At 73.0% G+C, this 26269-nt stretch carries 17 protein-coding genes; 6 read left to right on the top strand and 11 right to left on the bottom strand.

What is annotated here, in order from left to right; genetic code table 11:
- Positions 1-16 precede the first annotated feature (16 nt).
- Positions 17-1525, bottom strand: coding sequence for an LCP family protein (locus Sdi02f_RS13080; protein WP_234319987.1), 1509 nt, complete (start codon positions 1523-1525; stop codon positions 17-19).
- A gap of 152 nt (positions 1526-1677) precedes the next feature.
- Between Sdi02f_RS13080 and Sdi02f_RS13075 the strand changes: the two genes are divergently transcribed.
- Complete coding sequence (locus tag Sdi02f_RS13075) at positions 1678-2733, top strand: glycosyltransferase family 2 protein (RefSeq protein WP_031186011.1); 1056 nt, start codon at positions 1678-1680, stop codon at positions 2731-2733.
- 6 nt (positions 2734-2739) lie between these two features.
- Here Sdi02f_RS13075 and Sdi02f_RS13070 read toward each other — a convergent pair whose 3' ends face one another.
- The 6 genes from Sdi02f_RS13070 to Sdi02f_RS13045 all read right to left on the bottom strand — a co-directional run bounded on the left by Sdi02f_RS13070 (position 2740) and on the right by Sdi02f_RS13045 (position 12803).
- On the bottom strand, positions 2740-4359 hold the full coding sequence (locus tag Sdi02f_RS13070) for an LCP family protein (protein ID WP_031186010.1): 1620 nt from the start codon (positions 4357-4359) through the stop codon (positions 2740-2742).
- A 79-nt stretch (positions 4360-4438) separates the two neighbouring features.
- The gene (locus Sdi02f_RS13065) at positions 4439-6151 is read right to left on the bottom strand and encodes an LCP family protein (protein WP_174843343.1); all 1713 of its coding nucleotides are present in this window, start codon (positions 6149-6151) and stop codon (positions 4439-4441) included.
- Between the two features lie 209 nt (positions 6152-6360).
- Positions 6361-8082: an LCP family protein gene (locus Sdi02f_RS13060; RefSeq protein ID WP_174843342.1), complete on the bottom strand. Its 1722-nt coding sequence runs from the start codon at positions 8080-8082 to the stop codon at positions 6361-6363.
- A 169-nt stretch (positions 8083-8251) separates the two neighbouring features.
- On the bottom strand, positions 8252-9967 hold the full coding sequence (locus tag Sdi02f_RS13055; RefSeq protein ID WP_108933298.1) for an LCP family protein: 1716 nt from the start codon (positions 9965-9967) through the stop codon (positions 8252-8254).
- A gap of 267 nt (positions 9968-10234) precedes the next feature.
- Positions 10235-11425, bottom strand: coding sequence for an LCP family protein (locus Sdi02f_RS13050; protein ID WP_108933297.1), 1191 nt, complete (start codon positions 11423-11425; stop codon positions 10235-10237).
- Between the two features lie 613 nt (positions 11426-12038).
- On the bottom strand, positions 12039-12803 hold the full coding sequence (locus Sdi02f_RS13045) for a TIGR03089 family protein (RefSeq protein WP_030404318.1): 765 nt from the start codon (positions 12801-12803) through the stop codon (positions 12039-12041).
- Positions 12804-12942: 139 nt separating this feature from the next.
- Between Sdi02f_RS13045 and Sdi02f_RS13040 the strand changes: the two genes are divergently transcribed.
- Both Sdi02f_RS13040 and manB read left to right on the top strand, forming a co-directional pair.
- The gene (locus Sdi02f_RS13040) at positions 12943-14208 is read left to right on the top strand and encodes an N-acetylmuramoyl-L-alanine amidase (protein ID WP_108933296.1); all 1266 of its coding nucleotides are present in this window, start codon (positions 12943-12945) and stop codon (positions 14206-14208) included.
- Between the two features lie 104 nt (positions 14209-14312).
- Positions 14313-15398, top strand: coding sequence for a mannose-1-phosphate guanylyltransferase (gene manB / locus Sdi02f_RS13035; protein ID WP_030404316.1), 1086 nt, complete (start codon positions 14313-14315; stop codon positions 15396-15398).
- 368 nt (positions 15399-15766) lie between these two features.
- On the opposite strand, the gene Sdi02f_RS13030 is transcribed toward manB, so the two are convergent.
- The 4 genes from Sdi02f_RS13030 to Sdi02f_RS13015 all read right to left on the bottom strand — a co-directional run bounded on the left by Sdi02f_RS13030 (position 15767) and on the right by Sdi02f_RS13015 (position 19725).
- A complete protein-coding gene (locus Sdi02f_RS13030) occupies positions 15767-16747 on the bottom strand; it encodes a DNA-3-methyladenine glycosylase family protein (RefSeq protein ID WP_053639222.1) in 981 nt (326 codons plus the stop codon).
- Between the two features lie 97 nt (positions 16748-16844).
- A complete protein-coding gene (locus tag Sdi02f_RS13025) occupies positions 16845-18176 on the bottom strand; it encodes a coenzyme F420-0:L-glutamate ligase (protein ID WP_030404314.1) in 1332 nt (443 codons plus the stop codon).
- Entirely contained in the window at positions 18173-19156 is a 984-nt protein-coding gene (gene cofD, locus Sdi02f_RS13020; protein ID WP_031185852.1) for a 2-phospho-L-lactate transferase, read from the bottom strand. Before cofD ends, Sdi02f_RS13025 begins: the two co-directional genes overlap by 4 nt.
- A 44-nt stretch (positions 19157-19200) precedes the next feature.
- Entirely contained in the window at positions 19201-19725 is a 525-nt protein-coding gene (locus Sdi02f_RS13015) for a cysteine dioxygenase (RefSeq protein ID WP_055468380.1), read from the bottom strand.
- Positions 19726-20410: 685 nt separating this feature from the next.
- Here Sdi02f_RS13015 and Sdi02f_RS13005 point away from each other — a divergent pair.
- The 3 genes from Sdi02f_RS13005 to Sdi02f_RS12995 all read left to right on the top strand — a co-directional run bounded on the left by Sdi02f_RS13005 (position 20411) and on the right by Sdi02f_RS12995 (position 26213).
- Complete coding sequence (locus Sdi02f_RS13005; RefSeq protein WP_003975777.1) at positions 20411-20674, top strand: WhiB family transcriptional regulator; 264 nt, start codon at positions 20411-20413, stop codon at positions 20672-20674.
- Between the two features lie 227 nt (positions 20675-20901).
- A complete protein-coding gene (locus Sdi02f_RS13000) occupies positions 20902-24714 on the top strand; it encodes a glycosyltransferase family 2 protein (RefSeq protein WP_108933295.1) in 3813 nt (1270 codons plus the stop codon).
- Positions 24711-26213, top strand: coding sequence for a DUF5719 family protein (locus tag Sdi02f_RS12995; RefSeq protein ID WP_108933294.1), 1503 nt, complete (start codon positions 24711-24713; stop codon positions 26211-26213). Before Sdi02f_RS13000 ends, Sdi02f_RS12995 begins: the two co-directional genes overlap by 4 nt.
- Positions 26214-26269: the final 56 nt, after the last annotated feature.

Genomic DNA, 26269 nt, shown 5'->3' with positions numbered 1-26269 from the left:
GCAGGACCGGCGCGCCTCACTCCTTGCCGCAGACCACCTCGTCGCCCCGCACCACCGTGCCCGACTCCTGCGGCGGGTCGGCCGGGCGTACCTTCACGACCTTCTCGAAGTCGGCACCGGCGATCACCTTCAGCGTCGCCCCCTGCCCCTCGACGGGCTTCAGCTCGCTCCCGGGCAGGGCGGCGGCCAGCGACTTCGCCGACTGGTCCCAGCGGGGGTCGAAGGCGACGACGGTCCGCCCGGCCGCGGGGCCGTCGGCGTTGCGCGGCGCCTTGGTGGTGCGGAAGCCGGTGGCGGCCAGCGCGTCGTCCACCCGCTTGCCGAGGCCCGGGGTGCGCGTGCCGTTCTCCACCTGGACGCGGATCTGCCGCGGGTCCACCGGGACCCGTACCGGCGCCGGTCCCTTCGGCCTGGGTTTCGGCGCGGACAGCGGCTTGTCCTCGCGCAGGGCGTCGAAGATCCGCTTCGACTTCACCGGGTCCCACTTCAGGGTCGATCCGACGCCCTTGACGGCGTAGCCCATCTGCCCGATCGGCACGGTGGTGAACTCGGAGGACGACGGCGAGAAGTTCCGCATCGCCCGCCCCAGCGTCAGCAGCTCGTCGGTGCCGAAGCCCTGGTCGGCCCGGACCGAGCCCAGCACGGCCCGGGTGACGTCACGGAACTTCAGCGGGTTCAGCAGGATGCCCGAGGAGGTCGCCCGGTCGATCAGCGCGGCCAGGAAGCGCTGCTGGCGTTGCATCCGGCTCAGGTCCGAGGCGCCGTCGAGGTGGCGCGAGCGCACGTACTGCAGGGCCTGCCCGCCCATGAGCGTGTGGGTGCCCGGGGCGAGGTCGAGTCCGGTGTAGCTGTCCTTGAGCGGCTGGACGGTGCAGATCTTCACCCCGCCGAGGACGTCGACGGTCTTCATGAAGCTGGTGAAGTCGACCTCCAGATAGTGGTCGATCTTCACGTGGGTCATGTGCTCCACGGTGCGGACGGTCAGCTGCGGGCCGCCCTCGGCGTAGGCGGCGTTCAGCTTGAGCGGGTGCCCCTCGTGGTGCTCGCCGGTGGTGCGGTCGGTGTGGCCGGGCGTCTCGGCGTACGAGTCGCGCGGCAGGCTGACCACGCTCGCCCGCTCCCGGTCCGCCGAGATGTGCACGATCATGACGGTGTCCGTGCAGTGGCAGGGCGCGCCGCCCAGCCGGTACGTGCGCCGCTCCTCCTCGGTGATGCTGTCCCGGCCGTCGGTGCCGACCATCAGGACGTTCATGCCGCCGCCCGCCTTGGGCCGGTTCTTCATGTCCTTGAACGCGTCGACCCGCGAGATGTCGTCGTCCAGGCCGGTGAGCACCGCGTGCCCGATCCCGGCGGACCCGAGCACCACCACCGACAGCGCCGTCACCGCCCGCATGGCCCAGCGCGGCTTCTTGCGCCGTACGGGGGGCTTCGGCGGACGCCGGGACGGCCGGGGGGCGCGCTGCGGCCGGGGAGCGCCCCGGCCGGCCGAGGCCGGGACCCGGGACGAGCGGGGCGGCGTGGACAAGGGGACACCTCCGCGGGGACGGGCCCCTGGGCGTGGAGCGTGAGGCCGGACGTGGGATTCGTCAGCACCGTAGGCCCATACGATCTGCTGACCGGTGCCGTGACCCCCGCGGCGCGCACCCGTGTCCCCCGTTCGCGGTAACGTGAGCACCGATGAACGCCAAGTCCGACGTGCGGCTGCCCGCCGTTTCCGTGATCATGCCCGTCCTCAACGAGGAGCGGCACCTGCGCGGCGCCGTCCGCGCCATCCTCGCCCAGGAGTACGCCGGCGAGATGGAGGTCGTGATCGCCGTCGGTCCCTCCACGGACCGTACGGAAGAGATCGCCGCCGAGCTCGTCGCCGAGGATCCGCGCGTGCACACCGTGCCGAACCCCACCGGCCGGACGCCCGCCGCGCTGAACGCCGCGATCAAGGCCTCCCGCCACCCCGTCGTCGTCCGCGTCGACGGCCACGGCATGCTGTCGCCGAACTACATCTCCACGGCCGTACGGCTCCTGGAGGAGACCGGCGCGCAGAACGTGGGCGGCATCATGCACGCCGAGGGGGAGAACGCCTGGGAGGACGCCGTCGCCGCCGCGATGACGTCGAAGATCGGCGTGGGCAACGCCGCGTTCCACACCGGTGGCCGGGCCGCGCCCGCCGAGACGGTGTACCTCGGTGTCTTCCGCCGCGAGGCGCTGGAGCGGCAGGGCGGGTACAACGAGGAGTTCATCCGCGCCCAGGACTGGGAGCTGAACTTCCGCATCCGCGAGGCCGGCGGTCTGATCTGGTTCTCGCCCGAGCTGAAGGTCTCCTACCGCCCCCGGCCGTCCGTGCGAGCGCTGGCCAAGCAGTACAAGGACTACGGCCGCTGGCGCCACGTCGTCGCCCGCTACCACGCCGGTTCCATCAACCTGCGCTACCTCGCCCCGCCGGCCGCCGTGTGCGCCATCGCGGCCGGTGTCGTGGTGGGCGCCGCGCTGACCCCGTGGGGCTTCGTCGTGCCCGGCGGCTACCTCGCGGCGATCGTGGCCGGCTCGCTGCCCGTCGGCAAGGGGCTCGGGCTGAAGGCGCGGGCGCAGATCCCGGTGGCGCTGGCGACCATGCACATGTCCTGGGGCTGGGGCTTCCTGACCAGCCCGAAGTCGCTGGCCAGGAAGGTCATCGCCTCGCGGCGCCCGGCGGTGCGGCCGGACGCGGACGCCACGGACGCCGCCGGGGCGCGCTGACGTCCCTCAGGACCAGGTGAACCCCGGGTTCACGTGCATGCAGGCGCTGTCGTCGGCGCCGTTGAGGGCCTCGGCCGACTCGGGGGTGCTGTCGTCGCTCCCCGGCTCCCGGTAGGCCGTGCCCTCGCGCCAGTCGGCGCCCACGACGAGCGTGACGCCGGAGACGTCGGTCGACCGCTTCACCGAACTCGCCGGGATGCCCAGGGACTCGGCGACGCGCCGCGCGTCGCCCTCCAGGTCGGCGCTCGGGTAGCGGATCACCGTACGGTCCTCGCTGGGCAGCACCGAGGGGTCCGCGACGGCCTTCGTGAAGCCCCGCTCCACCAGGAGCCCGGCGATCGCGTTCGCGCGCCCGGGGGCGGTGCCCCGCTCGGCCGTGCGGGTGCCGTTGCGCACCTGGACCGCCAGCTCGTCGTCGGGCGCGGCCGGATCGGCGGGCGGCTCCGGCTCGGCGTCGGGCTTCTCCTTCGCGTCCTTGCCGTCCAGGGCGATGTCCTCGCGCACCAGCCGGAACAACTGCTCCGCGTCCTCGGTCGGTTCGACACGGGCGCCCACGTACCGGTTGGGCATGGTGGTCATGGTGATGCGCTCGGGTTTGACCGTGCGCAGCTCGGTGCTGAGGTCGTACAGCTTCTTGACGGAGTCCAGGCCCGGGTCGACGGTGAGCGCCTCGGTGGCCTCCTCGGCGAGCCTGCGCAGCCTGTTCGGGCTGCTGAGGGTGGCGTTCTCCCGCAGCACCCGCACCATCGAGTTGAGGTACATGTGCTGGGCCTTGGCCCGCGCGAGGTCGCTGCCGTCCTCGAAGCCGTACCGGGTGCGCAGCCACTGCAGGGCCTGCTCGCCCTTGACCGGGTGGGTGCCCTTCTCCAGCTTCAGGCCGGAACCGTGGCCCGCACCGTCGCGCGAGTGGATGTTGGCGTCCACGCAGACCGGTACGCCGCCGACGGCGTCGGCCATCGAGACGACGCCCGCGAAGTCGACCATGACGAAGTGGTCGATGTGGATGCCGGTCAGCTCCTGCCAGGTGGCCACCGTGCAGCCCGGACCGCCGTGGCCGAGGCTCTGGTTGGTCATCACCCGGCCCTCGCTCGCCGGGTACACCGTGCCGTCCTCCGGGTCGGTGCACTTGGGTATCTCCAGCAGGGTGTCGCGCGGCATGCTGACCACCGACATGTTGCTGCGGTCGGCGGACAGGTGCACCAGCATCTGCACGTCCGCCAGCGGAGTGGAGCCGAACGTCTCGCGGGCGCCGCCCAGTTGCTGGTTCTCCTCGCTGTCCCGGGCGTCCGAGCCGATGACGAGGATGTTCAGCGGGGTCTGCCCGGCCGCGTTCGGTGTCGGCGCGGCGACCTTGCTGTCGCCCAGGTTCAGGGCGTCCTGCCGGATGTTGTCGTTGAGGTGCTCGTAGTAGAGGTAACCGGCCCCGGCCGTGCCGGCCAGGACCGCGGCGAGCAGCACCGCCGTCCAGCGCAGGGCGCGGCGGCGCCGCCGCGGACGGGATTCCTCCGTGCCGTCCCCGGTGCCGTCGACGGCCTCGTCTGCGTCCTTGCGGACGGTCTTCTCGCGCTCGGACGCGTCCGCCGCGTCCTCCCGCGTGTCCTCCCCCTGCACACCGCTCCGCGTCATGTTCGCGTCCCTCTCCCCACCCCCGCGCCGGCGCGCGGTCCCGTCGCCGTCCTGTGAGACGTACGACGGGCTCCTCAGGTCAACTGGCGCACAGCTTCTGGTCGGCCGTGGACTTCTCCAGGTCCGGTGTCTCGATGGACTTGGCGTCGAGCTTGACCCCGGCGCCCTTGAAGTCCTTGCCGAGGGTGAGGGTCATGGCGGGCAGGCCCTGGGAGTTGGTGACGCTCTCGCCGGGCTTCATGGCGGCGCCGGACAGGCCGAGGATCTCGGCGAGGGCGCGGGCCTGGTCGGCCTGGTCGGGGGCGTACTCCAGGGTGGTCCTGGCGATGTCGGCCGGGGCGTTGCCCGCGTTCTCGGACTTGGTGACCCCGGCCTCGTTCTGGAGGTAGGTCAGCTCCCGTCCCGCGCTGCCGGAGGGGGCGCCGCCGTTGAGGACGCGGACGCGGACCTCTGCGGGCTCCGACTTCTCGCCCTCCAGGCGGGCGGCGACGGCCGCGTCCTCCTTCTTCTGCTTCGCCTTCTTCTTCTGCTCGACCTCGGTGAAGGAGATGTCGTTCCTGATCATGTCGAAGACCTGGGGAGCCTTCGCCTCGTTCACGACCACCGTCGCCTTGACCTTCTCGGCCGGGTTGTCGAGCACCGGCACGGTGGCGAACGTGATGTTCTTCGGCGGCACCTTCTTCAGCTCCAGGGCGACGTCCTTGAGCGTGCCCACGTTGCCGATGGCGCTGTCCACGGTGAGGGCCTTGGTCGCGGCCTCGGCGAGCTTCACCAGCTTGGTGGGGCTGGTGAGGGTGTCGCTGGAGGACATCTTCCGCATGAGCGAGCCCAGGAACTGCTGCTGCACCTTGATGCGGTCCAGGTCGCCCTCGTTGCCGAAGGCGTGCCGGGTGCGGACGAAGGCGAGGGCCTGCTCGCCCTCGACGGTGGACTCGCCCGCGGGCAGCTTGAGGTGGGACTTGGGGTCGTCCACGGCGTGCTCCACGCACACGTCCACGCCGCCGACCGCCGAGGTCAGCGTCTTGACCGCGTTGAAGTCGGCCATCATGAAGTGGTCCGGTTTGACACCGGTCGTCTCCGTCACCGTGCGCATCGTGCAGCCCGCGTCCCGGCCGAGGTCGCCGAGACTCTGGTTGAAGCGGACGCCGGAGGAGCCCGGGATGACCTTCGTGCTCCCGTCCTCCTGCTTGGTCTCGCAGTCGGGGATGTCGACGATCAGGTCACGGGGGATGCTCAGCGCGGTGGCGTTGGAGCGGTCCTTGGCGACGTGCAGCAGGATGTTCGTGTCCGCGTGCCCGGCGCTGCCCTTGTCGCCGTAGCCCTCGTTGCCCTCACCGGTGCGCTTGTCGGTGCCGATGATGAGGATGTTGAAGGCCTCGTCCTTCTTGAAGCTGCTGCTTCCGGCGTTGCCGACGTCCGTCGTCGAGACGTTGCCCTCGAGGTGCTTGAGGTAGACGTAGCCGCCCACGCCGGCCACGAGGACGACGAAGGCCATGGTGCCGCCGGTCCACAGCAGCACCTTCTTGCCCCGGGACTTCTTCTTCTCCGGCCGGCGTCCGCGGCGCCCGGGCACCGGCTCCTCGGGTGCCGGGCGGCGCCGTCGCTGGGGCGGCACCTCGCGGCCCGGAGCGGCCGTACGGCGGCCCGCCGCGCGGGGGCCGGGGACGGACGGCTCCGGTGCGGCGGGCGCGGAGGGGGACAGCCGCAGCTCGTACTCACCGGTACGCGGATTCAGCACCCACTGGTCTGCGGGATCCACGTCGTCTGCCCGCCCACGTCCTTGCGCGTCCACGGTCTCCCAATCCTCCGTCGGGGGCCACGCGGCACCTTCCCCTGAAGGCGCACGGTAGAAAAAAGCCAACTAGTGCACGACGCCAGGGCGGACCTCGCGGCAGGGGGCACTGGAGCGCTCACACTATCCGCCCGGTTCGGCGTCGAACGACACTGGTGTCACGAACGTCACGCCTACAACAGGGCATTCCCTCCTATTTTCGTGAACTCCTACCATCGGTAGGGCTTGTAGACGTCCATGCACGTGCTGGTGTCCGAGCCGTTGAGGGCGTCGCTGCTCTCCGGCAGGTCCCCGGCCTCGGGTGTCTTCTGCTTCGGGTAGGACGCGCCGTCGCGCCAGTCAGCTCCCACGACGAGAGTGATCCCGGACACGTCCGCGGTCCTGCGCACCGCGTTGGCGGGGATGCCCAGCGCCTCGGCGACGCGCCGTGCGTCGCCCGCCAGCTCGTCGCTCGGGTAACGGACGACGGTCCGCTCCTCGGAGAGCGCCGCCGAGGTGTCCTTCGTCGCCTTCACGAAGCCCTTGTCCACCAGCGTCCCCGCGACCGCGCCGGCCCGGCCGGGGACCGGCCCGAGGGTGGCGGAACGGGTGGCGTTCCGGACCAGGACGCCGATCTCGGCATCGGCGGCGGGCTCGTCGGAGGGCTTGCCGGTGCCGTCCGCGCCGGCGGCGCCGTCCCCGGCCGCGTCCCCGCCGTCGCCCTTGGCGGAGCCCTTCCCGTCCTGCTTCCCCTTGTCGTCGAAGGAGACGTCGTCGCGGAGCATCGCCCACATCGCGTCGGCGTCGTCGGCCGGCAGCAGGTGGTTCTTGTCCTCGGGGTCCTCGACGGTGGGGATCGTCGTCATGGTGATGCGGTCCGTGGGCACCGTCTTGAGCTGCATGCCCAGGTCGTAGAGCTTCTTGGGGGTGCCGACCTCCTCGGAGACCGTCAGCGACTTCGTCGCCGCCTCGGCCAGGTCCATCAGCCGACCGGCGTCGGTGAAGACGTTCTGGCTCTTGAGCGTGCGGATCATCGAGTTCATGTACATGTGCTGGGCCCGGGCCCGCAGCGGGTCACTGCCCCAGGCGTGCCGGGTGCGCAGCCACTGCAGCGCCTCCTCGCCCTTGACCTTGTGCGGGCCGGCCGTCATCTTCAGGCCCGAGCCGCCGGGCACGCCGGGCAGCGGCCGGTCCCACACGTTCTGGTTCACGCAGACCTCGACCCCGCCGATCGCGTCCGCCATCGAGACGACGCCCGCGAAGTCGATCGTCAGCCAGTGGTCGATGTAGACGCCGGTGAGGTTCTCCCAGGTGGCCAGGGTGCAGCCGGCGCCGCCGCGGGCCAGCGAGGTGTTGATGATGTCGTTGGTCGCCGGGAACTTCTCCCCGGTGTCGGGGTCCTTGCAGGCGGGGATGTCGACCCGGGTGTCCCGGGGGATGCTCATCACCGAGGCGCTCTTGCGGTCCGCGGACAGGTGGATCAGCATCTGCACGTCGGCCAGCGGGGGGTTGTCGCGGTGGTTCTTGCCGCCGCCGAGGGCCACGTTGGCGGCGGAGGCCCGGCTGTCGGAGCCGAGCAGCAGGATGTTCAGGGGCGTCTGTCCGGCCGCGTTCGGCTCGGCCTTGTGCGCCTTGGAGTCGCCGCTGCTGCGCTCGCCCTTGTCGATGTTGGCGGTCAGGTGCCGGTAGTAGAGGTATCCGGCTCCGGCCGTGCCGAGTATGACCACCGCGAGGGTGCTCGCGGACCACCTCAGCGCCCGGTGCCCGCGTCCGGGCCGCCGCCCGGAGCGCCTGCCGTGTCCGCCTCCCCGGCCCCGCGACCCCCCGGGGTCTCCCTGCCCGGCCCCGCCCGTGTCGCCCTCGTCCCGGCCGCCGCGTCGGGACCGGCGGCCGCGGGCGTGCCGGACCGTGTCCGGTCGCGTCGCCTCCCCGCGCACACTGCTCTGCGTCATGTCCTTCTCCCACCCTCGGGCCCGCGAACACGCCTCGGCACGCGACCTGTTCGCACAGTTGGACGTACGAAGCCCGTCGTTGGCTGTACGGAGGACGGTGGATTGTTCACCGAAGGACCGTTCGGCCGACGGACTGTCGTACTGTCAGACGCGCGCAGGGCCCCTCAGGTCACTTCGCGCACTCGACCTTGTCCGCCGTGGACTTCTGGAGGTCCTTCGGGGCCTCGCCGGAGGTGGCGTCGAGCTTGACCCCGGCGCCCTTGAAGTCCTTGCCGAGGGTGAGGGTCATGGCGGGCAGGCCCTGGGAGTTGGTGACGCTCTCGCCGGGCTTCATGGCGGCGCCGGACAGGCCGAGGATCTCGGCGAGGGCGCGGGCCTGGTCGGCCTGGTCGGGGGCGTACTCCAGGGTGGTCCTGGCGATGTCGGCCGGGGCGTTGCCCGCGTTCTCGGACTTGGTGATCCCGGCCTCGTTCTGGAGGTAGGTCAGCTCCCGTCCCGCGCTGCCGGAGGAGGCCCCGCCGTTGAGGATGCGGACGCGGACCTCGGCGGGCTCGGACTTCTCGCCCTCCAGACGGGCGGCGACGGCCGCGTCCTCCTTCTTCTGCTTCGCCTTCTTCTTCTGCTCGACCTCGGTGAAGGAGACGTCGTTCTTGACCATGTCGAAGACCTGCTGGGCGTCCCCCTCCTTGAGGACGACGGTCACCGGCGTCTTCTCGGCCGGGTTGTCCTTGACCGGCACCGTGGCGAAGGTCAGGTTCTTGATGTTGAGCTTGCCCAGCTCCAGACCGAGGTCCTTCAGTTTGCCGATGTCGTCCAGCTTGGCGTCGACGGTCAGCGCGTTGGTGCCCGCCTCGGCCAGCTTCACCATCTTCGTCGGGCTGGTGAGGGTGTCGTTGGACTTGAGCTTGCGCATCAGCGAGCTGAGGAACTGCTGCTGGAGTTCGATACGGCTCAGGTCGCCGCCGAAGCCGACGGAGTGCCGGGTACGGACGAAGGCGAGCGCGTCCTCGCCCTCGATGGTGTGCTTGCCCGCCGGCAGGTTCAGGTGCGAGTCGGGGTCGTCGATGTCCTTCGCGAGACAGACCTCGACCCCGCCGACCGCCGAGGTCAGGGTCTTGACCGCGTTGAAGTCGGCCACCATGAAGTTGTCGGGCTTGACCCCGGTCAGCTCGGTGACGGTCCGCATGGTGCAACTGGGCGTACGGCCGCCCTGGCCGAGGCTCTCGTTGAAGCGGACGCCGGTGGAGCCCGGGATGACCTTCGTGCTCCCGTCCTCCTGCGTGGTCGGGCAGTCGGGGATGTCGACGATCAGGTCGCGGGGGATGCTGAGCGCGGTGGCGTTGGAGCGGTCCTTGGCGACGTGCAGCAGGATGTTCGTGTCCGCGTGCCCGGCGCTGCCCTTGTCGCCGTAGCCCTCGTTGCCGGAACCGGTGCGCTTGTCGGTGCCGATCAACAGGATGTTGATCGCCTGGTCCTTCCGGAACCCACCGGTGCTCGCGCCGTCGTCGGGGAGGGAGTCGATGTTGTCGTTGAGGTGCTGGAGATAGAGGTACCCGGCCGCGCCGACGGCGAGGACGACGAACGCCATCGTGCCGCCGGTCCACAGCAGTATCTTCTTGGCCCTCGACTTCTTCTTCGCCGACTTCTTCGTCGACGGCCGCCGGCGGTCGCGCCGTCCCGGCGGCGGCTCCTCGGGCGTCGTCCGGCGCCTGCGCGGTGCGGGGACCTCGCGCTCCGGCGCGGGCGCGGCCCGGCGGGGGCGGGGGACGGGTGACTGCGGTGCGGAAGAGGGCAGTCGCAGTTCGTAGTCACCGGTGTCCGGATTGAGCACCCACTGGTCTGCGGGGTCGATGCCCTCCGCCTGCCCACGGCCTTGCGCGTCCACGGTTGTCCGAATCCTCCGTCGGGGCCACGCGGCGCCCCTCCCCTCCGGGCGCCCGGTCTCGCTCACGTCAGTTCAGTGCGTGGCCAGGGCAGAAGTCCGCGGCCGGGCACACCGGATCGCTCACATTAACCGCCCCGTTGGGCGTAGGGCGACGGCAGTGACGCATTCCACGAACCTTACAACTGGGCAATCCGGCGCATTTCTCGGACAATTGTCCGCTCGCGCATGGCATCTTGCACTCGGAGTTGCCCCTTCTTGGAATGTGCTTTACCCGCAGATGTCCTCGTCGGCGGTGTTCCCGCTGAACGTCGGTGCCGGGGATTCGGGGGTACGGGCTTCACCGGAATTACCCGTACCGCCTGCCGGGTCCCGCCGGGCGGCCGTGATCGTCACGGGCTCGTCCGTCCGCAGGCGGGCGAAGAGCTTTCCGGCGTCGGGCTGCACGAGCTGGTCCCGATTGGCGTCGCCCGCGTACGACTCCCGGGGGACGGTCAGGAATTGCACGCGCTCGGTGGGAATCGAGCGCAGTCCGCGCACGAGGTCGTACAGGCCGCGCAGACTCGCCAGCTTCGGATCCGTCGTGAGCGAGGACGTGGCCGCGTCGAGAACGGGGTACAGCTTCACCGGATTCAGCAGTACGCCGTTGCTCTGCACCTTGTTCACGAGGGCCCCCAGAAAACGCTGCTGCCGGTTCATCCGGTCGGTGTCGCTGCCGTCGCCGAGCGACTTGCGGGCGCGGACGTATCCGAGCGCCTGCTCCCCGTCGAGCGTCACCCGGCCCGCGGGCAGTTTCAGCTCGGCGTCCTTGTCGTCGACCGGTTTGCGCAGGCACACCTCGACGCCGTCCAGGGCGTCGACCATCTCCTTGAAGCCCTCGAAGTCGACGACCACGTGGTGGTCGATCCGGATGCCGGTCAGCTTCTCCACCGTACGGATCGTGCACGCCGAACCGCCCGTCGCGAAGGCGGAGTTGAACTGCGCGAGCCCCGGCTTCGTCAGTGACCCGTCGGGGCGGTGGCAGCCGGGGACGTTCACCATGAGGTCGCGGGGGAGGGAGACGGCGGTGGCGCTGTCCCGGTCGGCGGCCAGGTGGAGCAGGATCGTGGTGTCCGACCGCTCGGTTCCGGAGTCGTGTCCGTAGCGGGAGTTGCCGTTTCCCGACCGCGAGTCCGACCCGATCAGGAGGACGTTCTGCGCGCCGCGCACCTGCGAGGCGGGCCGCTCCTTCTCGTACCGGGCGAGTTCGGCGGCGGCCGCCTCGTCCGCCGTGATGTTGCCGCTCAGCTTGGCGTACACCGCCCACCCGACGCCCGCGGCGGCCCCGGCCAGCACGACGACCGCGATCCCGGCGATCCGCAGCCGCCTCCTGCGCCGCCGCCGCTTCAGCCCCCCACCGCTCGCGGACGCCCCGCCCCCGGGCTCCCCGCCGGAGGCCGCCGTACCCGCATCACCGCCCACGCCAGCCTCCGTCCACACCCGCGCGCTCCTACGACCATGCCCCGGGGGAGCCCGGGGCACAGCACGGAACTAGCCCGAACGGGTCGGTCCGCCACGGAACCGCGCGTGCGCTCCGGGCGGCCTCCATGACTGCGGGCGCCCCAGGGCTGCGCTCCCGGGCTGCGCCCAGACTGCGGGCATTCGTGCCGCCTGGGGCGGCACGGGTGGGCGCAGGCGGCACCCCGTCAGCGCCGGGTCACGCGCCCCACCTCGCGCCGGGGCTGACGCGGGGTGGGGGTCGGTGCCGGGTTACGTGCTCCGCCTTGCGTCGGGGTTGACGCGGGGTGGGGGGCGGTGCTGGGCCACGTCCCCACCTTGCGTCGAGGTCGACGCGGGGTGTGGGTCGGTGCCGGGTCACGCGCTCCGCGGTGCCGAGGCTGACGCGGGGCACAGGTCAGCGTGAGGCCGAGCGCTCCACCCCGCGCCGAGGTCGCCGCAGGGCACAGGGCATCGCCGGACCCGGACCACGCAGCCCGCCACCCCGCGCCGGCACGGACGCCGGCCACCAGCCGGCACAGCCGCACCGACCCGCCGGCGGCACCTCAGCCCCGGCCCCCCACACCCTCGCGGAAACTCACCGCGCCGTCGCCGAAACCCGCTCCGCCTCGATCCGCTGATCCACCACACCCGCCCCCGCCAGCTCCAGATGCCGGCACAGCACCACCGACCCCCCACTCGCGAGCGGCCCGTACAACCCCGCGTTCAGCCCCTCCCACGTGTCGTACGGCAATCCCGACAAGATCCGCGCCCCCGGCCCCGTGAGCCCCAGCCCCGACGCCTCCGCCCGGGCCCGCTCCACGACCTCCGCCCCGCTGAACTCCCGCCCCGCCACGATCAGCGCCGGCGCCTCCGGGTCCACCGGCGCGTACGGCGCGAACCGGTCCCCCTGCCCCGGCACCTCCACCGCGTAATCGGCGAAGCCCTCCGGCGCCGCCGGCGCGAAACGCCCCCCGAGCGGCCGCAGCGCCAGCGCGATCCGCGGCCCCGAGCACGCCCGCGCCGCCTCCAGCGACTCCGGCTCCGGCCCGCTCACGACCACGTCCGCCGCCTTAGGGTCGCCCGCCACGTCGGCGACGACGCCCACCGACGCGCACGCCAGCAGCCACACCGCCGTCTGCCAGTGCGCGGGCAGCAGCAGCGCGACCCGGTCGCCGGGTTCGACGGACAGTTCGTCCTGGAGGAGGTTCGCGGTCTTGGCCACCCAATTGGCGAAGGTGGCCACGGACAGTTCGACGCGTTCGCCCGTGGCGTCGTCGTAGAAGGTCACCAGGGGGCGTCCCGGGTCCGCGGCGAGCGCGGAACTCAGCAGGTCGGCAGGGGTGCGGTCGGTCGCGTTCACCCGCGCAAGCGTACGCGGCCCCGCCGGCGAGCACCCAGTGGCCGATGGGCCGTCACCACCACCGGATCGGGCGGGGAACCCTACGGGCCGTCAGATCCCAAATGGACATATTTGTCTGACGATGTACAAAATCAGGGGCATGCGTGGATTCGGATTGCTTGCTTCCTCGACCGGTGTCACGTGCGCGGCGGCCCTCGCCCTGCCGCTCGCCCCGCCCGCGGCGGCGACCGCCTCCTCGGCACCGCCGGGGGCGAGTTCGGCGACACGCCCCCAGGTGGCGGCGCACGCCCCCGGCGGCACCCAATCGCTGCCCCTCACCTCCCTCGCCCAGGACCGGGCTCCCGGCGTGGCCGAACAGGGCCTGCCCCGCCGGGACGTACGGCACTTCTCGCTCGTCGGCGTCGTCTGGGACGACCCCGCCACCGAACTCCACGGCCGCGTAGAGGTCCGCACCCGGGCCACCGCGACCGGTACCTGGTCCGACTGGCGGGAACTGGACGCCCACAACAGGGACCACGCCGCCGACCCCGGCACCACCGAGAGCACCTCGGGCCGCGTCCGCGGCGCCACCGCACCGCTCTGGGTCGGCGACTCCGACGGCGTGGAGGTACGGGTGCGGGCGGAGACCGCCCCCGAGGCCGCGCGCACCGCCCCGGCCCGCCCGCGACTGCCCGGCGGCCTGCGCCTCGAACTCGTCGACCCCGGCGAGGACGTCCCGCCGTCGGCGAACCGCGCGCGGGCCGGGTCCGGCGAACCCGCCGTACTCCCCGCGCTCGCCAACCGGCGGAATGCCAAGCCGCACACCGCACCCCGCCCGCGCATCACCACACGCCGCGGCTGGGGAGCCGACGAGAAGCTGCGCGACAAGGGCTTCGTGTACACCAAGAACATCAGGACGGTCTTCGTGCACCACTCGGACACCGGCAACAACTACCGCTGCTCACAGGCGCCTTCGGTCGTGCGCGGTATCTACCGCTACCACGTCAACAGCCTGGGCTGGCGCGACCTCGGCTACAACTTCCTCGTCGACAAGTGCGGAAACATCTACGAGGGCCGGGCCGGTGGCGTGTCCAAGCCGGTACTGGGCGCCCACACTCTGGGGTTCAACTCCCAGAGCATGGGCGTCGCCGTACTCGGCACGTACAGCGGCCGGCAGCCCTCGTCGGCCGCCCTGAAGGCGATCGCCCGGCTCACCGCGTGGAAGACCGGGCAGTACGGCATGAATCCGCGCGGGAAGACATACCTGAAGTCCGGGGGTGGCAATCTCTACCCCAAGGGCAAGAAGGTACGGATCAACGTCGTCTCCGGTCACCGCGACGGCTTCGCCACGAACTGCCCCGGAAAGAAGCTCTACGCCAAGCTCGGCACGGTCCGCGCGAAGGCGGCCGCCTACCAGGGCCGCTGAGGGCACGCCACCGCACGGTCCTCGAAGGCGCCACGGAACGGTCTGCATACACTGGCCCGCCGAAAGACAGTTCGGCCGGTCCCGGCAGGAAGCAGAGACGACAGGTGACAGAAGCGATCCTCCTGGTCGGCGGCAAGGGCACGCGGCTGCGCCCGCTCACGGTGAACACGCCCAAGCCCATGGTCCGGGCGGCCGGAGTGCCGTTCCTCACGCACCAACTGGCCCGGGCCAAGGCGGCGGGCGTCGAGCACATCGTGCTCGCCACGAGCTACCTGGCCGAGGTCTTCGAGCCGTACTTCGGCGACGGCTCGGCGCTGGGCCTGCACCTCGAGTACGTCACGGAGGAGGAGCCGCTCGGCACGGGCGGCGCCATCCGCAACGTGGCGTCGCGGCTGCACTCCGGGCCCGACGAACCGGTGCTGATCTTCAACGGCGACATCCTGACGGGCCTGGACATCGGCGCGCTGGTCCGCACGCACGAGACGACGGGCGCGGACGTCTCCCTGCACCTGACCAGGGTCACGGACCCGAGGGCCTACGGCCTGGTCCCCACGGACGACGCGGGCAGGGTGCTCGCCTTCCTGGAGAAGCCGCAGACCCCCGAGGAGATCGTCACCGACCAGATCAACGCGGGGGCGTACGTCTTCCGCCGCTCGGTCATCGACACGATCCCGGCCGGGCGCCCCGTCTCGGTCGAACGCGAGACCTTCCCCGGGCTGCTCGCCTCCGGCGCCCACCTGCAGGGCATGGTCGACTCCACGTACTGGCTGGACCTCGGCACCCCGGCGGCCTTCGTCCGCGGCTCGGCCGACCTGGTCCTGGGCCGCGCCCCGTCCCCGGCGATACCGGGCCGCTGCGGCGACCGACTCGTCCTGCCCACGGCCCAGGTCGCGCCCGACGCCAAGCTGGCCGGCGGCACGGTGGTCGGCGAGGGCGCCTTCGTGGCGGAGGGGGCGCGCGTCTTCGGCAGCACGATCCTGCCGGGCGCCGTCATCGAACCGGGCGTCGTCATCACCGACTCCCTCATCGGCGCCGGCGCCCGCGTCGGCACCCGCTCGGTCCTGGCCGACACGGTCATCGGCGACGGCGCGGTCATCGGCGCCGACAACGAGCTCCGCTCCGGCGCCCGCATCTGGTGCGACGCCCACATCCCCCCGGCATCCTTGCGCTTCTCGTCCGACGCCTCGTAACACTCGTCACAAGGGCCCGCCCCGGCTGCGGTCAGTCGCCACACGGCCCCCACCGCGGGCAGTGGGTGCCTTCCCCCAGTGCCTCAACGGCCCGGGGGTGCCCCCAGGACGGCACGGGTGGGCGCAGCCGCACCCCGCTCCGCCGGGCTGCCGCTCTCCCCGCACCCGCACCCCCCGGGGCACGCCGCAGCGCCGGGTCCTGCGGCCCACCCTCGTCCGCACGCACCCCGGGCCACGCGGCCCACCCCCGTCCGCACGCACCCCGGGCCACGCGGCCCATCCCGCCCGCACGCACCCCGTCCGCACGCACCCCGTCCGCACGAACCCCTCCCGCACGCACCCCGGGCGACCGGACAAGCCCGGGCCACCTACAGCCGCTCAATGCCCCGCGGAGCCATCCGCGGCGCCCGCCTCGCCGGCACCCGCCCACTCAGCAACACCAACCGAGCCGCCCGATGCCGCTGCCCCGCATACGGCTCGAGCAACCGCAGCATCTCCGCGTCGTCCGCATACCGGTTCCCGCCCAGGGCGAACCCCACGATCCCCGGCAGATGCAGATCCCCCACCGTCACCGCGTCCGGCGCCCCGTGACTGCGCTGCACGGTCTCCGCCGACGTCCACGGCCCGACCCCCGGAACCAGCTCGAGCCGTTCCCGCGCGGCGGCCGGCTCCATCCCCGCCGCCTCCTCCAGCCGCGCGGCGACCCGCACGGCCCGCAGGACCGTCGACGCCCGCTTGTCGTCCACCCCGGCCAGGTGCCATTCCCAGGACGGGATCAACGCCCACGTCCGCGCCGCCGGCATCACACACATCCGTCCGGGCGCGGGCCCCGGCGCCGGCTCCCCGAACTTCCGCACCAGCAGCCGCCACGCCTGGTACGCCTCCAGCGTCGTGACCTTCTGCTCCAGGACCGAGGGGATCAACGACTCCAGCACCAGCCCGGTCCGCCCCAGCCGCAGCCCCGGGCGCCGATGCGCCGTGAACGCCAGCAGCCGGTGCCGCGGCACGAACACGGACGGGTCGTCCTCGGCGCCCAGCATCCGCGGCAACTCCTCCAGGAGCCACGCGGCCCCCGGCCCCCACGCCTCGCCCCGCACCTCACCGCCGCGCGCGGTGACCCGCAGCGTGCCCGGCCCGGCGGGCGTCCGGCTGGCCCGCCACACCGACCCGTCCGGCATCGTCCGGAACGTCGGGTCGCCCGGCCCGCGCCGCAGCGGCCCGAGCACCAGCCCCAGGTCCAGCGGCCCGCCCGGCTCCCACACCCGGACCCGGCCCGGCGCGTGCGCCTGCCGGGGTATCCCGCCCTGCGCGGTGGCGCGAGGGGGCCGGGGAGCGAAACGTCCTGCCACGAGCGAGATCCTTGGGCGAAGTGAGCGAAGCGGGGGAGAGCCGTACGGGGGCGGGGGCGGGGGCGGTGGGAAGGATGCCCCTACGAGGGTAGAGCCCTCACCGCACCTCGATGAACGCCTCCGCGTCCCGCTCCGGCCGCGCCTTCGGCTCCTCGGCGGGATGCCCGACCGCCACCGCGCCCATCGGGTCCCAGTCGTCCGGCAGCCCCAGCACCTCCCGCACGACGTCCCGGCAGAACATCGTCGAGGACACCCACGCGGAACCCAGCCGCTCCCCGGCGAGCGCGACCAGCAGGTTCTGCACGCCGGCCCCGGTGGCGACCACGAACATCTCCCGCTCCGCGCCGTCGCGCCGCGCGTCCCCGTAGGTGTGCGAACCGTCCATGACCAGACAGGGGACGACGAGGTAGGGCGCGTTGCGCAGGACGTCGCCGCGCCGCACCCGCTTGGCGACGGACTCCTCGCTCTTGCCGTCGCGCCGCAGGTCAGCGATCCAGGCGTCCCGCATCGCGTCCAGGAGCCGGGTGCGGGACTCCTCCGACTCCAGGAGCACGAACCGCCACGGCGTCGTGTGGTGCGGCGCCGGCGCGGTCACGGCGGCGGCCACGGCCCGGCGCACGGCACCGGGGTCGACCGGCTCGTCCGTGAAGGCGCGCACCGTACGCCGCTGGGTGACCGCCTGCCGTACCGCCTCCGAGGTGCCGAGGCGGAACATGTCGTCGCGCGCGCCGCGCACCATCGCCCGCGCGCCCTCGCCGTCGTCCTCGGAGACCACCTGCGGCAGCCCCCGCACGACGGCGACGGGCAGGCCCGCGGCCTTGCCCTTGACCAGGTCGCCCGCGGCGGCCAGCTCGTCGGCGGTGGCGACGAGGGTGGCGCCGAGCGGATTGCCGTGCGCGTCCGTGCCGCCGCGCAGGTCGTCGAGGACGCGGACGCCCGCGGCCCCGATCGCCACGTCGGTGAGCCCGTCCCGCCAGGGGCGCCCGAAGGTGTCGGTGACGATCACGCCGACGTCCACGCCCAGCGCGTCGCGGAGCCCCTCGCGGATGCCCCGCGCGGAGGCGTCGGAGTCCTCGGGGAGCAGCAGCACGGTCCCGGGCGGCGTGTTGGAGGCGTCGACGCCCGCCGCCGCCATGACCAGGCCCTGACGGTTCTCGACGATGCGCAGCGGGCCGCGTCTGGCCACCACCCGCACCGTCTCCGCGTCGATCGCGGCCTCCCGGTCGGCGGCCTCGACGACGCGGCCCTCGGCCTTGGACACGATCTTGGACGTGACGAGCAGCACGTCCCCGTCGGCCAGCCCGGGCTCGGCCGCCGCGATCAGCTTGGCCAGGTCGTCGCCGGGCCGCACCTCGGGCAGCCCCGGCAGGGCCCACACCCGGTAGCCGTCCCGGCGGCCGCAAGCGCCGTCGCGCGTCTGGTCGCTCACGCCTCCCGCACCTCCTCCGCCAGCGTCAGCGCCTCCCGGGCCATCTGCGCCGTGGCGTCGAGATCGGTCATCATCAGCGGTACGGCCCGGCAGAGGATCCCGGCGGCCTTCACGCGCGTGACGGAGTCGGCGTCGACCGTGTCGACCAGCCAGCCGTCGAGCAGTCCCGAGCCGTAGTGCTCGGCGACCGCGGCGGCCGTGGACTCCACGCCGACCGCGGCGAGCACCTTGTCGGCCATCCCGCGCACGGGCGCGTCGCCGACGATGGGGGAGAGGCCCACCACCGGCACCCCGGCGTCCGCGATCGCCTCCCGGATGCCGGGCACGGCGAGGATCGTGCCGATGGAGACGACGGGGTTGGAGGGCGGGAAGAGGATGACGTCCGCCTCGGCGATGGCCTCCAGGACGCCGGGCGCGGGCTTGGCCTGCTCGGCGCCGACCGGCACGACCGCCTCGGCCGGGACGGAGGCGCGCAGCCGCACCCAGTACTCCTGGAAGTGGACCGCCTTGCGCTCCCCGGGGCCCGCGTCGGCGCCGCTGTCGGGCAACGTCACGGCGACGTGCGTCTCCACGCGGTCGTCGGTCATCGGGATCAGGCGTACCCCGGGCTTCCAGCGGTCGCACAGCGCCTCGGTCACCGCGCTCAGCGGGAAGCCCGCGGTGATCATCTGGGTCCGCACGATGTGGGTGGCGAAGTCGCGGTCGCCGAGGCCGAACCACTCGGGTCCGACGCCGTACGCCGCGAGTTCCTCCTTGAGGTGGAAGGTCTCGTCGGTCCGCCCCCAGCCCTGCTCCTCGTTGATGCCGCCGCCGAGCGTGTACATCACCGTGTCGAGGTCCGGGCAGACCTTCAGCCCGAAGAGGTGGATGTCGTCCCCGGTGTTGCCGATGACCGTGATGTCCGCGTCCGGCGCGGCCCGCTTCAGACCACGCAGGAACCGGGCACCGCCGATGCCGCCTGCCAGAACCACAATGCGCATGGCCCCAGTCTCGCAGGCGGGTACGACAGTGCGTCAGCCAGTCGTCACCGCGCCGCTACGGGGGCGGTGCCGGCGTCGGTGTCCTGCCCGGCCGGGACCGAGCACTGCGGGGAGTGCATCGGCATCTCGGTCAGGCCCGGGTAGTAGACGTGCAGGCTGACCGCCGGTTCCAGCGCGTCGTTGACGACCTCGTGCACGTGTCCCGGTGCGAACACCCTCTGCGTACCGGGCTCCAGCGCGCGCGTGCCGCGCTCCGTGCGCTCGGTGAGGGTGCCTTCGAGCACCGTCCACACGCCGGAGGAGGGACCGTGATCGTGGCGTCCGCTGCCCTGTCCCGGGACCCAGGACAGCAGCCAGACCTCGTACCCGGGGCCGGTGCGCAGCCGGTGGTACCAGCGGGTCGTCGCGTCGTAGCGGACGAGGTGCTGCCACTCGGAGCGGTCGGCCGCGACGGCGCGGAGCAGACCGGCGAACTCGGCGACCGTGGCCGGGTGCTCGCGCGGAGGCTGCAGGAGGTGGGGGACTTCCAGGATGTCGCCGGCGATCTGGAGGTCGCTGTCGCTGTTCATGGGTGCGTGGTTCCTCGGCAGAAAAGTGCGGTGGAGCGGAGCGAATGACGAAGAACGCCCTGGTGGGGCGGGACTGGAGCAGTCGAGTCGCGTGGACTCGGGGACAGCCGGAGCGCGGTCGGCTCAACGGCTGGAACAGCGACAACAGCTACAGCGAGCGCGGGCAGCACCGTGGGACCCGGCGGTGCGGGTCGAGGCGAGCGCCAAGTTCGCGAGCATGCCCACTAGGACAGCGGTTCACACCAGCACTGTCAACTCGATGCCCGTTATGTGGGACATGTTTCACCTCATCCGGTTGTTCGTCCTGCCGAAAGGTTTGCTCGGACGACTTCCGGGACACATGGCGCACAAGCCGGGCGCACAACCCCCGTTGCGATCCCGTGATCCGAATGTGATCAGGTTCGCTTCGGCGCGTGTATCGGAACGGGATCGATCGCCGGGGCGTCCTTCCTGATGCAGGCGTCGAACGGGACGGGCTCTCTGGTGGTCACATCGCTATGTGAAGGTTTATGGCGATTTGAACACTTACTGCATGGCCTTGGTTCCGCAGAGTGAATAAGGGGCCCAATAGCAGATCTCGGCTTGACTCGCCCGGAGCAGCACACTTGTAATTTCACTCGTGTCGTTCAGCCGGAATCGATAACGGCTGGATCACGGGGACGCGAAAGACAGACGAGGGGCGCACATGACCGAGCTGGTGCAGCAACTGCTGGTCGACGACGCGGACGAGGAACTCGGCTGGCAGGAGCGCGCACTGTGCGCCCAGACCGACCCCGAGTCCTTCTTCCCCGAGAAGGGCGGCTCCACCCGCGAGGCCAAGAAGGTCTGCCTCGCCTGTGAGGTCCGCTCCGAATGCCTCGAGTACGCCCTCGCCAACGACGAGCGTTTCGGCATCTGGGGCGGCCTGTCCGAGCGGGAGCGCCGCCGGCTGAAGAAGGCCGCGGTCTGAGCCGTCCTGCTCCGGGGCCCGGTCTGGGGCCGCGGCCTGACGCGGCGGCAGAAAGGCCCGTGCAAACGGTCCGAGCAGCGGGAACGGCCCGTCGCCGGTGGGTTGTCCACAGGCGGCGGGCCGCCCCTGTGTCCAGCCGATAGTGTGGGCGCTCGTCCGAGACCGCCCCGCCGCCCCACGGGCACGGGGGGTCCACCGCAGTCCACCGAACCGGGGCCCGTACCTCGATGTCCGTGCAGAGTCACACGGCAGCCCAGCAAGACCTCGCTGCCACACCTGAGTTCCCGCGTCACGTGGTGACCGCGGTCCTCGTCGCCCACGACGGAGAGCGCTGGCTGCCCGACGCGCTCGCCGGGCTGCTCGGCCAGGAGCGCCCCGTCCAGTACGCCGTGGCCGCCGACACCGGCAGCGCCGACGGCTCCTCCCGGCTGGTCGCCGAGGCCCTCGGCGACGAGCGCGTGCTCCACCTCGCCCGGCGCACCGGCTTCGGCCAGGCCGTCGAGGAGGCCGCCCGCACCGCCCCCCTCCTCACCCCCGAGGACCTGCCGTACCTGAGGCGGCCCAGCGGCTGGGACCCCGTCACGCGCACCTGGCGCGACGACGCCTACGACCTGCCGGAGCTGCCCCACGGCGAGCCGGTCCAGTGGCTGTGGCTGCTGCACGACGACTGCGCCCCCGAACCCGACGCCCTCGCCCAACTGCTGCGCGTCGTGGACACCGAGTACGAACTCGGCCGCGACGACGTCGCCGTGGTCGGCCCCAAGCTCCGCGGCTGGTACGACCGCCGCCAGCTGCTCGAAGTCGGCGTCTCCATCGCCAACTCCGGCCGCCGCTGGACCGGCCTGGACCGCCGCGAACAGGACCAGGGCCAGCACGACCACGTCCGCCCCGTGCTGTCGGTGTCCACCGCCGGCATGCTGATCCGGCGCGACGTCTTCGAGCGGCTCGGCGGATTCGACCGCAGGCTGCCCCTGATGCGCGACGACGTCGACCTGTGCTGGCGCGCGCACGCCGCCGGAATGCGCGTCCTCGTCGCCCCCGAGGCGGTCGTCCGCCACGCCGAGGCGGCCTCGCGCGAACGCCGCGCCGTCGACTGCGCGGGCCGCACCACCGCCTCCCCGCACAAGGTGGACAAGGCCGGAGCGGTCCACACCCTCCTGGTCAACACCCGCACCGCGGCCCTGCCCTGGGTGCTGCTGCGCATCGTCCTCGGCACCCTGCTGCGGACCGTCGCCTACCTCGTCGGCAAGGTCCCCGGCCAGGCCCTCGACGAGATCCGCGGCCTGCTGGGCGTCCTGCTGCGCCCCGAGCGCATCGTCGCCGGCCGGCGCGAACGCGGGCGCCCGCAGATCGAGAAGGACGAACTGCGGCCCCTGTTCCCGCCGCCCGGCGCCACCGTCCGCGCCACCGTCGAGCAGGTCGCGGGCGATCTCTTCGGCGGTTCCGACGCCGAGGCCGCCACGGGCGCCGGACGGCACGGCGGTGCCATCGAGTCCGGACCCGGCGGCGACGACGCCGACTTCCTGGAGGTCGAGCAGTTCGCCCGCCTCAAGCGCATCGCCCGCAAGCCGGGACCGGTGCTCTTCCTGGTGCTGCTGCTCGTCTCCCTGGTGGCCTGCCGCGCGCTCCTGGGCGGCGGTGCTCTCGCGGGCGGCGCGCTGCTGCCGGCACCGGCCGGCGCCGGCGAGCTGTGGTCGCGGTACATGGACGCCTGGCACACCGTCGGCACCGGCGGCACCGCCTCCGCGCCGCCCTACCTCGCGATCCTCGCCACGTTCGCCTCCGTCCTGCTCGGCTCCACCGGACTCGCCGTCACCCTGCTGCTGGTCTGCTCGGTGCCGCTCGCGGGCGCCACCGCGTACTTCGCCTCCCGCCCGCTGGTCCCCTCCCGGCTGCTGCGCGCCTGGGCCGCGGTCGCCTACGCCTTCCTGCCCGCCGCCACCGGCGCCCTCGCCGGCGGCCGCATCGGCACCGCCGTCCTCGCCGTACTGCTGCCGCTCATCGCCCGCGCGGGCGTCGCGGCGGCCGGTCTGGCCACCCCCTCCGGTGCCCGCGGAAGCTGGCGCGCCACCTGGGCGTACGCGCTGCTGCTGACCGTCACCACCGCCTTCACACCCGTCGTGTGGCCCGTCGCGCTGATCCTCGGCCTCGGGGTGCTCGTCGTGCGCCGCGGCGAGATCACGGCGTACGGACCGCGCTTCCTCGCCCAGCTCGGCACCCCGCTGCTGCTGCTCGCCCCGTGGTCGCTGACGCTGCTGCCGTTCGGCTTCTTCGACGAGGCCGGCCTCGCGTACGGCGCCTCGGCCGCCTCCGCGCTCGACCTGCTCGGTGCCAGCCCCGGCGGACCCGGCACGGTCGGCGGGCTGTTCCTCGTCGGCATCGTGCTGGCCGCGCTGGCGGCACTGCTGCGCTCGGAGCGCCAGACGGCCGTCCGGACGGCCTGGGCCGTCGCCCTGGTCGCCCTCGTCTTCTCGGTCCTGTCCAACCGCTCGGCCTGGGCCGGACCCGCCACCCTCGTCTACGGCATCGCCCTGCTGTCCGCCGCGGCCCTCGGCGCCGACGGGGCCCGCTTCCGCGTGGCCGAGCAGAGCTTCGGCTGGCGCCAGCCCGTCGCCGCCCTGATCGCCCTCGCCTCGGCCCTCGGCCCGCTGATCGCCGCCGCCGGCTGGATGATCGGCGGCGCCGACGGTCCCGTGGAGCGCCGCGACCCCGTGCAGGTGCCCGCGTTCGTCGCCGAGGAGAGCCACACCCGCGACCAGGCCCGCACCCTCGTCCTCGACAGCGACTCGGCCGCGCACGTGAGCTACATGCTCGTCCGCGGCTCCGGCGTCCGCCTCGGCGACGGCGAACTGGCCTCCGGCGACGGCGGCAACAGCACGCTCGACAAGGTCGTCGCCAACCTCGTGGCGGGCTCCGGCGCCGACCAGGCCGACCAGCTCGGCGGGTTCGCCGTGCGCTACGTGCTCGTGCACAAGGGCGCCCCGCGCGACGTCACCCGCGTCCTGGACGCCACGCCCGGACTGAGCAGGCTCAGCCAGCAGGACGGCAGCGGACTGTGGCGCGTGAACCAGGAGGTCGCGCGCGCGACCGTGGTGTCCGGCGAGAAGCCCGGTGCCGGAACGTCCGGTGCGCACGGCGCCGAGCCCGTGGCGGCCGGACCCGTCGAGATCCACACCGACATCGAGGCGGGCCCCGACGGCCGGGTGCTGCGCCTGGCCGACACGGCCGCCGAGGGCTGGACGGCGACCCTGGACGGCAAGCCGCTCACCCGCACCACGGTCGACGGCTGGGCCCAGGGCTTCGAACTCCCGGCCTCCGGCGGCCGGCTGGACGTCACCTACGACATCCCGTTCACGCACACGCTCTGGCTGTGGGCGCAGGGTCTCCTCGGCCTCGTCCTCGTCGTCCTCGCCCTGCCGGGCAGGCGCCGCGACGTCGACGACGACCTGCCCGACGAGCAGCTCGTCCCCGCCCAGGCCGCCGACGGCGAGGGGCGCCGGGCCCGGCGCCTGCGCGCCCAGGCGGAGGCGGAGGCGGCGGAAGCCGGAGCGGGGGCGGGCATGGAGCCGGGCCCCGGGACGGCGGCCGACGCGCCCGGGGTTCCGGAGCCGCCCACGGCGCCACCCGTGCCGGTTCCGCAGCAGCAGGAGTACGGCGCGTGGGACACGGCGGGCCACACCGGCGCCGAGTACGGCTCCTACGACGGCGGCTACGGCGGCGAGCAGTACCAGGGCGCCCAGCAGGCCCAGCAGGCCCAGCAGTACGACCCCGGCGCGTACGGGCAGCAGCCGTACCAGGCCGATCCGTACCAGCAGGACGCCTATCAGGGCGGCCAGGGCACCCAGTACGGGACGGGCGGCGCGTACGACCCGTACGCCTACGGCGGTCCGACGCAGGGTCAGGAGGGCGGGTACGACCCCGCGTTCGACCAGGCCTACGGCCGGGGCGGCTACGACACGCCGTACGACCCTTCCCAGCCCCAGCAGCCCCAGCAGCCCCACGGCACGGGCAGTGAGCGTCCCGACGGGAGCCAGCAGTGAAGCGCACGACCCTGTCCCTGATCGCCTGCGCGACCGCGCTCGCCGCCGTCACCGGGTTCGCGGCGGTCTCCGCCCCCGAGGGCCCCGGCAAGGACACCGCGGCCCCGGCCGCGCGGCTGCCCGTGGAGCGCACCAGCCTGCTGTGCCCGGCGCCCAGCACCTCCGACCTCGCCGAGACCGCGTACACGTCGTTCACGCCCGTCACGCAGGGCGCCGACGAGAAGGGCGACGCCGCGCTCGTGGCGGCGGAGTCGGGGGATGCCACCGGGGACGGCGGCAAGGGCGACGACAAGGGCGAGAAGAAGGAGAAGCCGGTCGTCGAGCCCAAGGCGCCCGGCACGCCCGCCGCCGGCAGGACCACCGGCGGCGACACCCCCGCCCTGATCGGCACCGCCGAGGGCGGCCGGGCGCCCGGCTGGACGGTCCAGCAGACCACGGAGGTCGCCGCCGGGACGGGCCGCGGCCTGCAGGGCGTCGACTGCACCGCCCCGGACACGGAGTTCTGGTTCCCGGGCGCCAGCACGGCCTCCGGCCGCACCGACTACGTGCACCTGACCAACCCCGACGACTCGGCGGCCGTCGTCGACATCGAGCTGTACGGAAAGGACGGCGCCCTCAAGTCCACGGTGGGGGAGGGCATCACCGTGCCGCCGCACGCCAGTGACTCCCTCCTGCTGTCCACGCTCAGCGACGCGAAGGAGACCGACCTGACCGTGCACGTCGGCGTGCGCAGCGGGCGGCTCGGCGCCGCGGTGCAGGCCCTGGACGACAAGACGGGCGGCGACTGGCTGACCGCGGCGGCCGACCCGGCCGGCGACCTCGTCGTGCCCGGCATCCCGAAGGACGCCACCGCCGTCCGCCTGGTGCTGTTCACGCCCGGCGGCAGCGACGCCGACCTGAAGGTGCGGCTCGCCTCGCCGTCCGGGCTGATCACGCCCGCCGGTCATGAGACGGTGCACGTCAAGGCCGGCATGACGACCGGCGTCGACCTCGGCGAGGTCACGCGCGGCGAGGCGGGTTCGCTGGTGCTGACGCCGACGGACCGCTCCGTGCCGGTCGTGGCCGCGGTCCGGGTCGTGCGGGGCAAGGGCGACGAGCAGGAGTCCGCGTTCATCCCGGCCTCCGCCCCGGTCGGCGCGCGCGCGACGGCCGCCGACAACCGCGCCAAGAGCACCACCCTGGCCCTGTCCGCGCCCCAGGCGGCCGCGAAGGTCAAGGTCACCGCGTCGGCGGGCACCGAGGGCGGCACGACGGCGACCAAGACGTACACGCTCAAGGCCGGCACGACCCAGAACGTCGACGCGCCGGTGCCCGCGGGACTCAAGGGCAGCTACGCGCTGACCGTCGAGACCGTGTCGGGCGGCCCGGTCTACGCGTCGCGCACCCTGACCGGTTCGGACGACGACGTGGCGTCCTTCACCGTCCAGACCCTCCCCGACGACCGGGGCACGGTCGCGGTGCCGAACGCGTCCGAGGACCTGTCCGTCCTGCAGAAGTAGCGCGGAAGCAGCGAGGAAGCAGCGAGGACGGTGGGCGCCCCGCGCGGCGCCCCCCG

Origin of the sequence: Streptomyces ardesiacus, from assembly GCF_003112575.1 — a bacterium.
GTDB lineage: Bacteria > Actinomycetota > Actinomycetes > Streptomycetales > Streptomycetaceae > Streptomyces > Streptomyces ardesiacus.
This window is presented reverse-complemented; position numbering and strand designations above follow the sequence as displayed.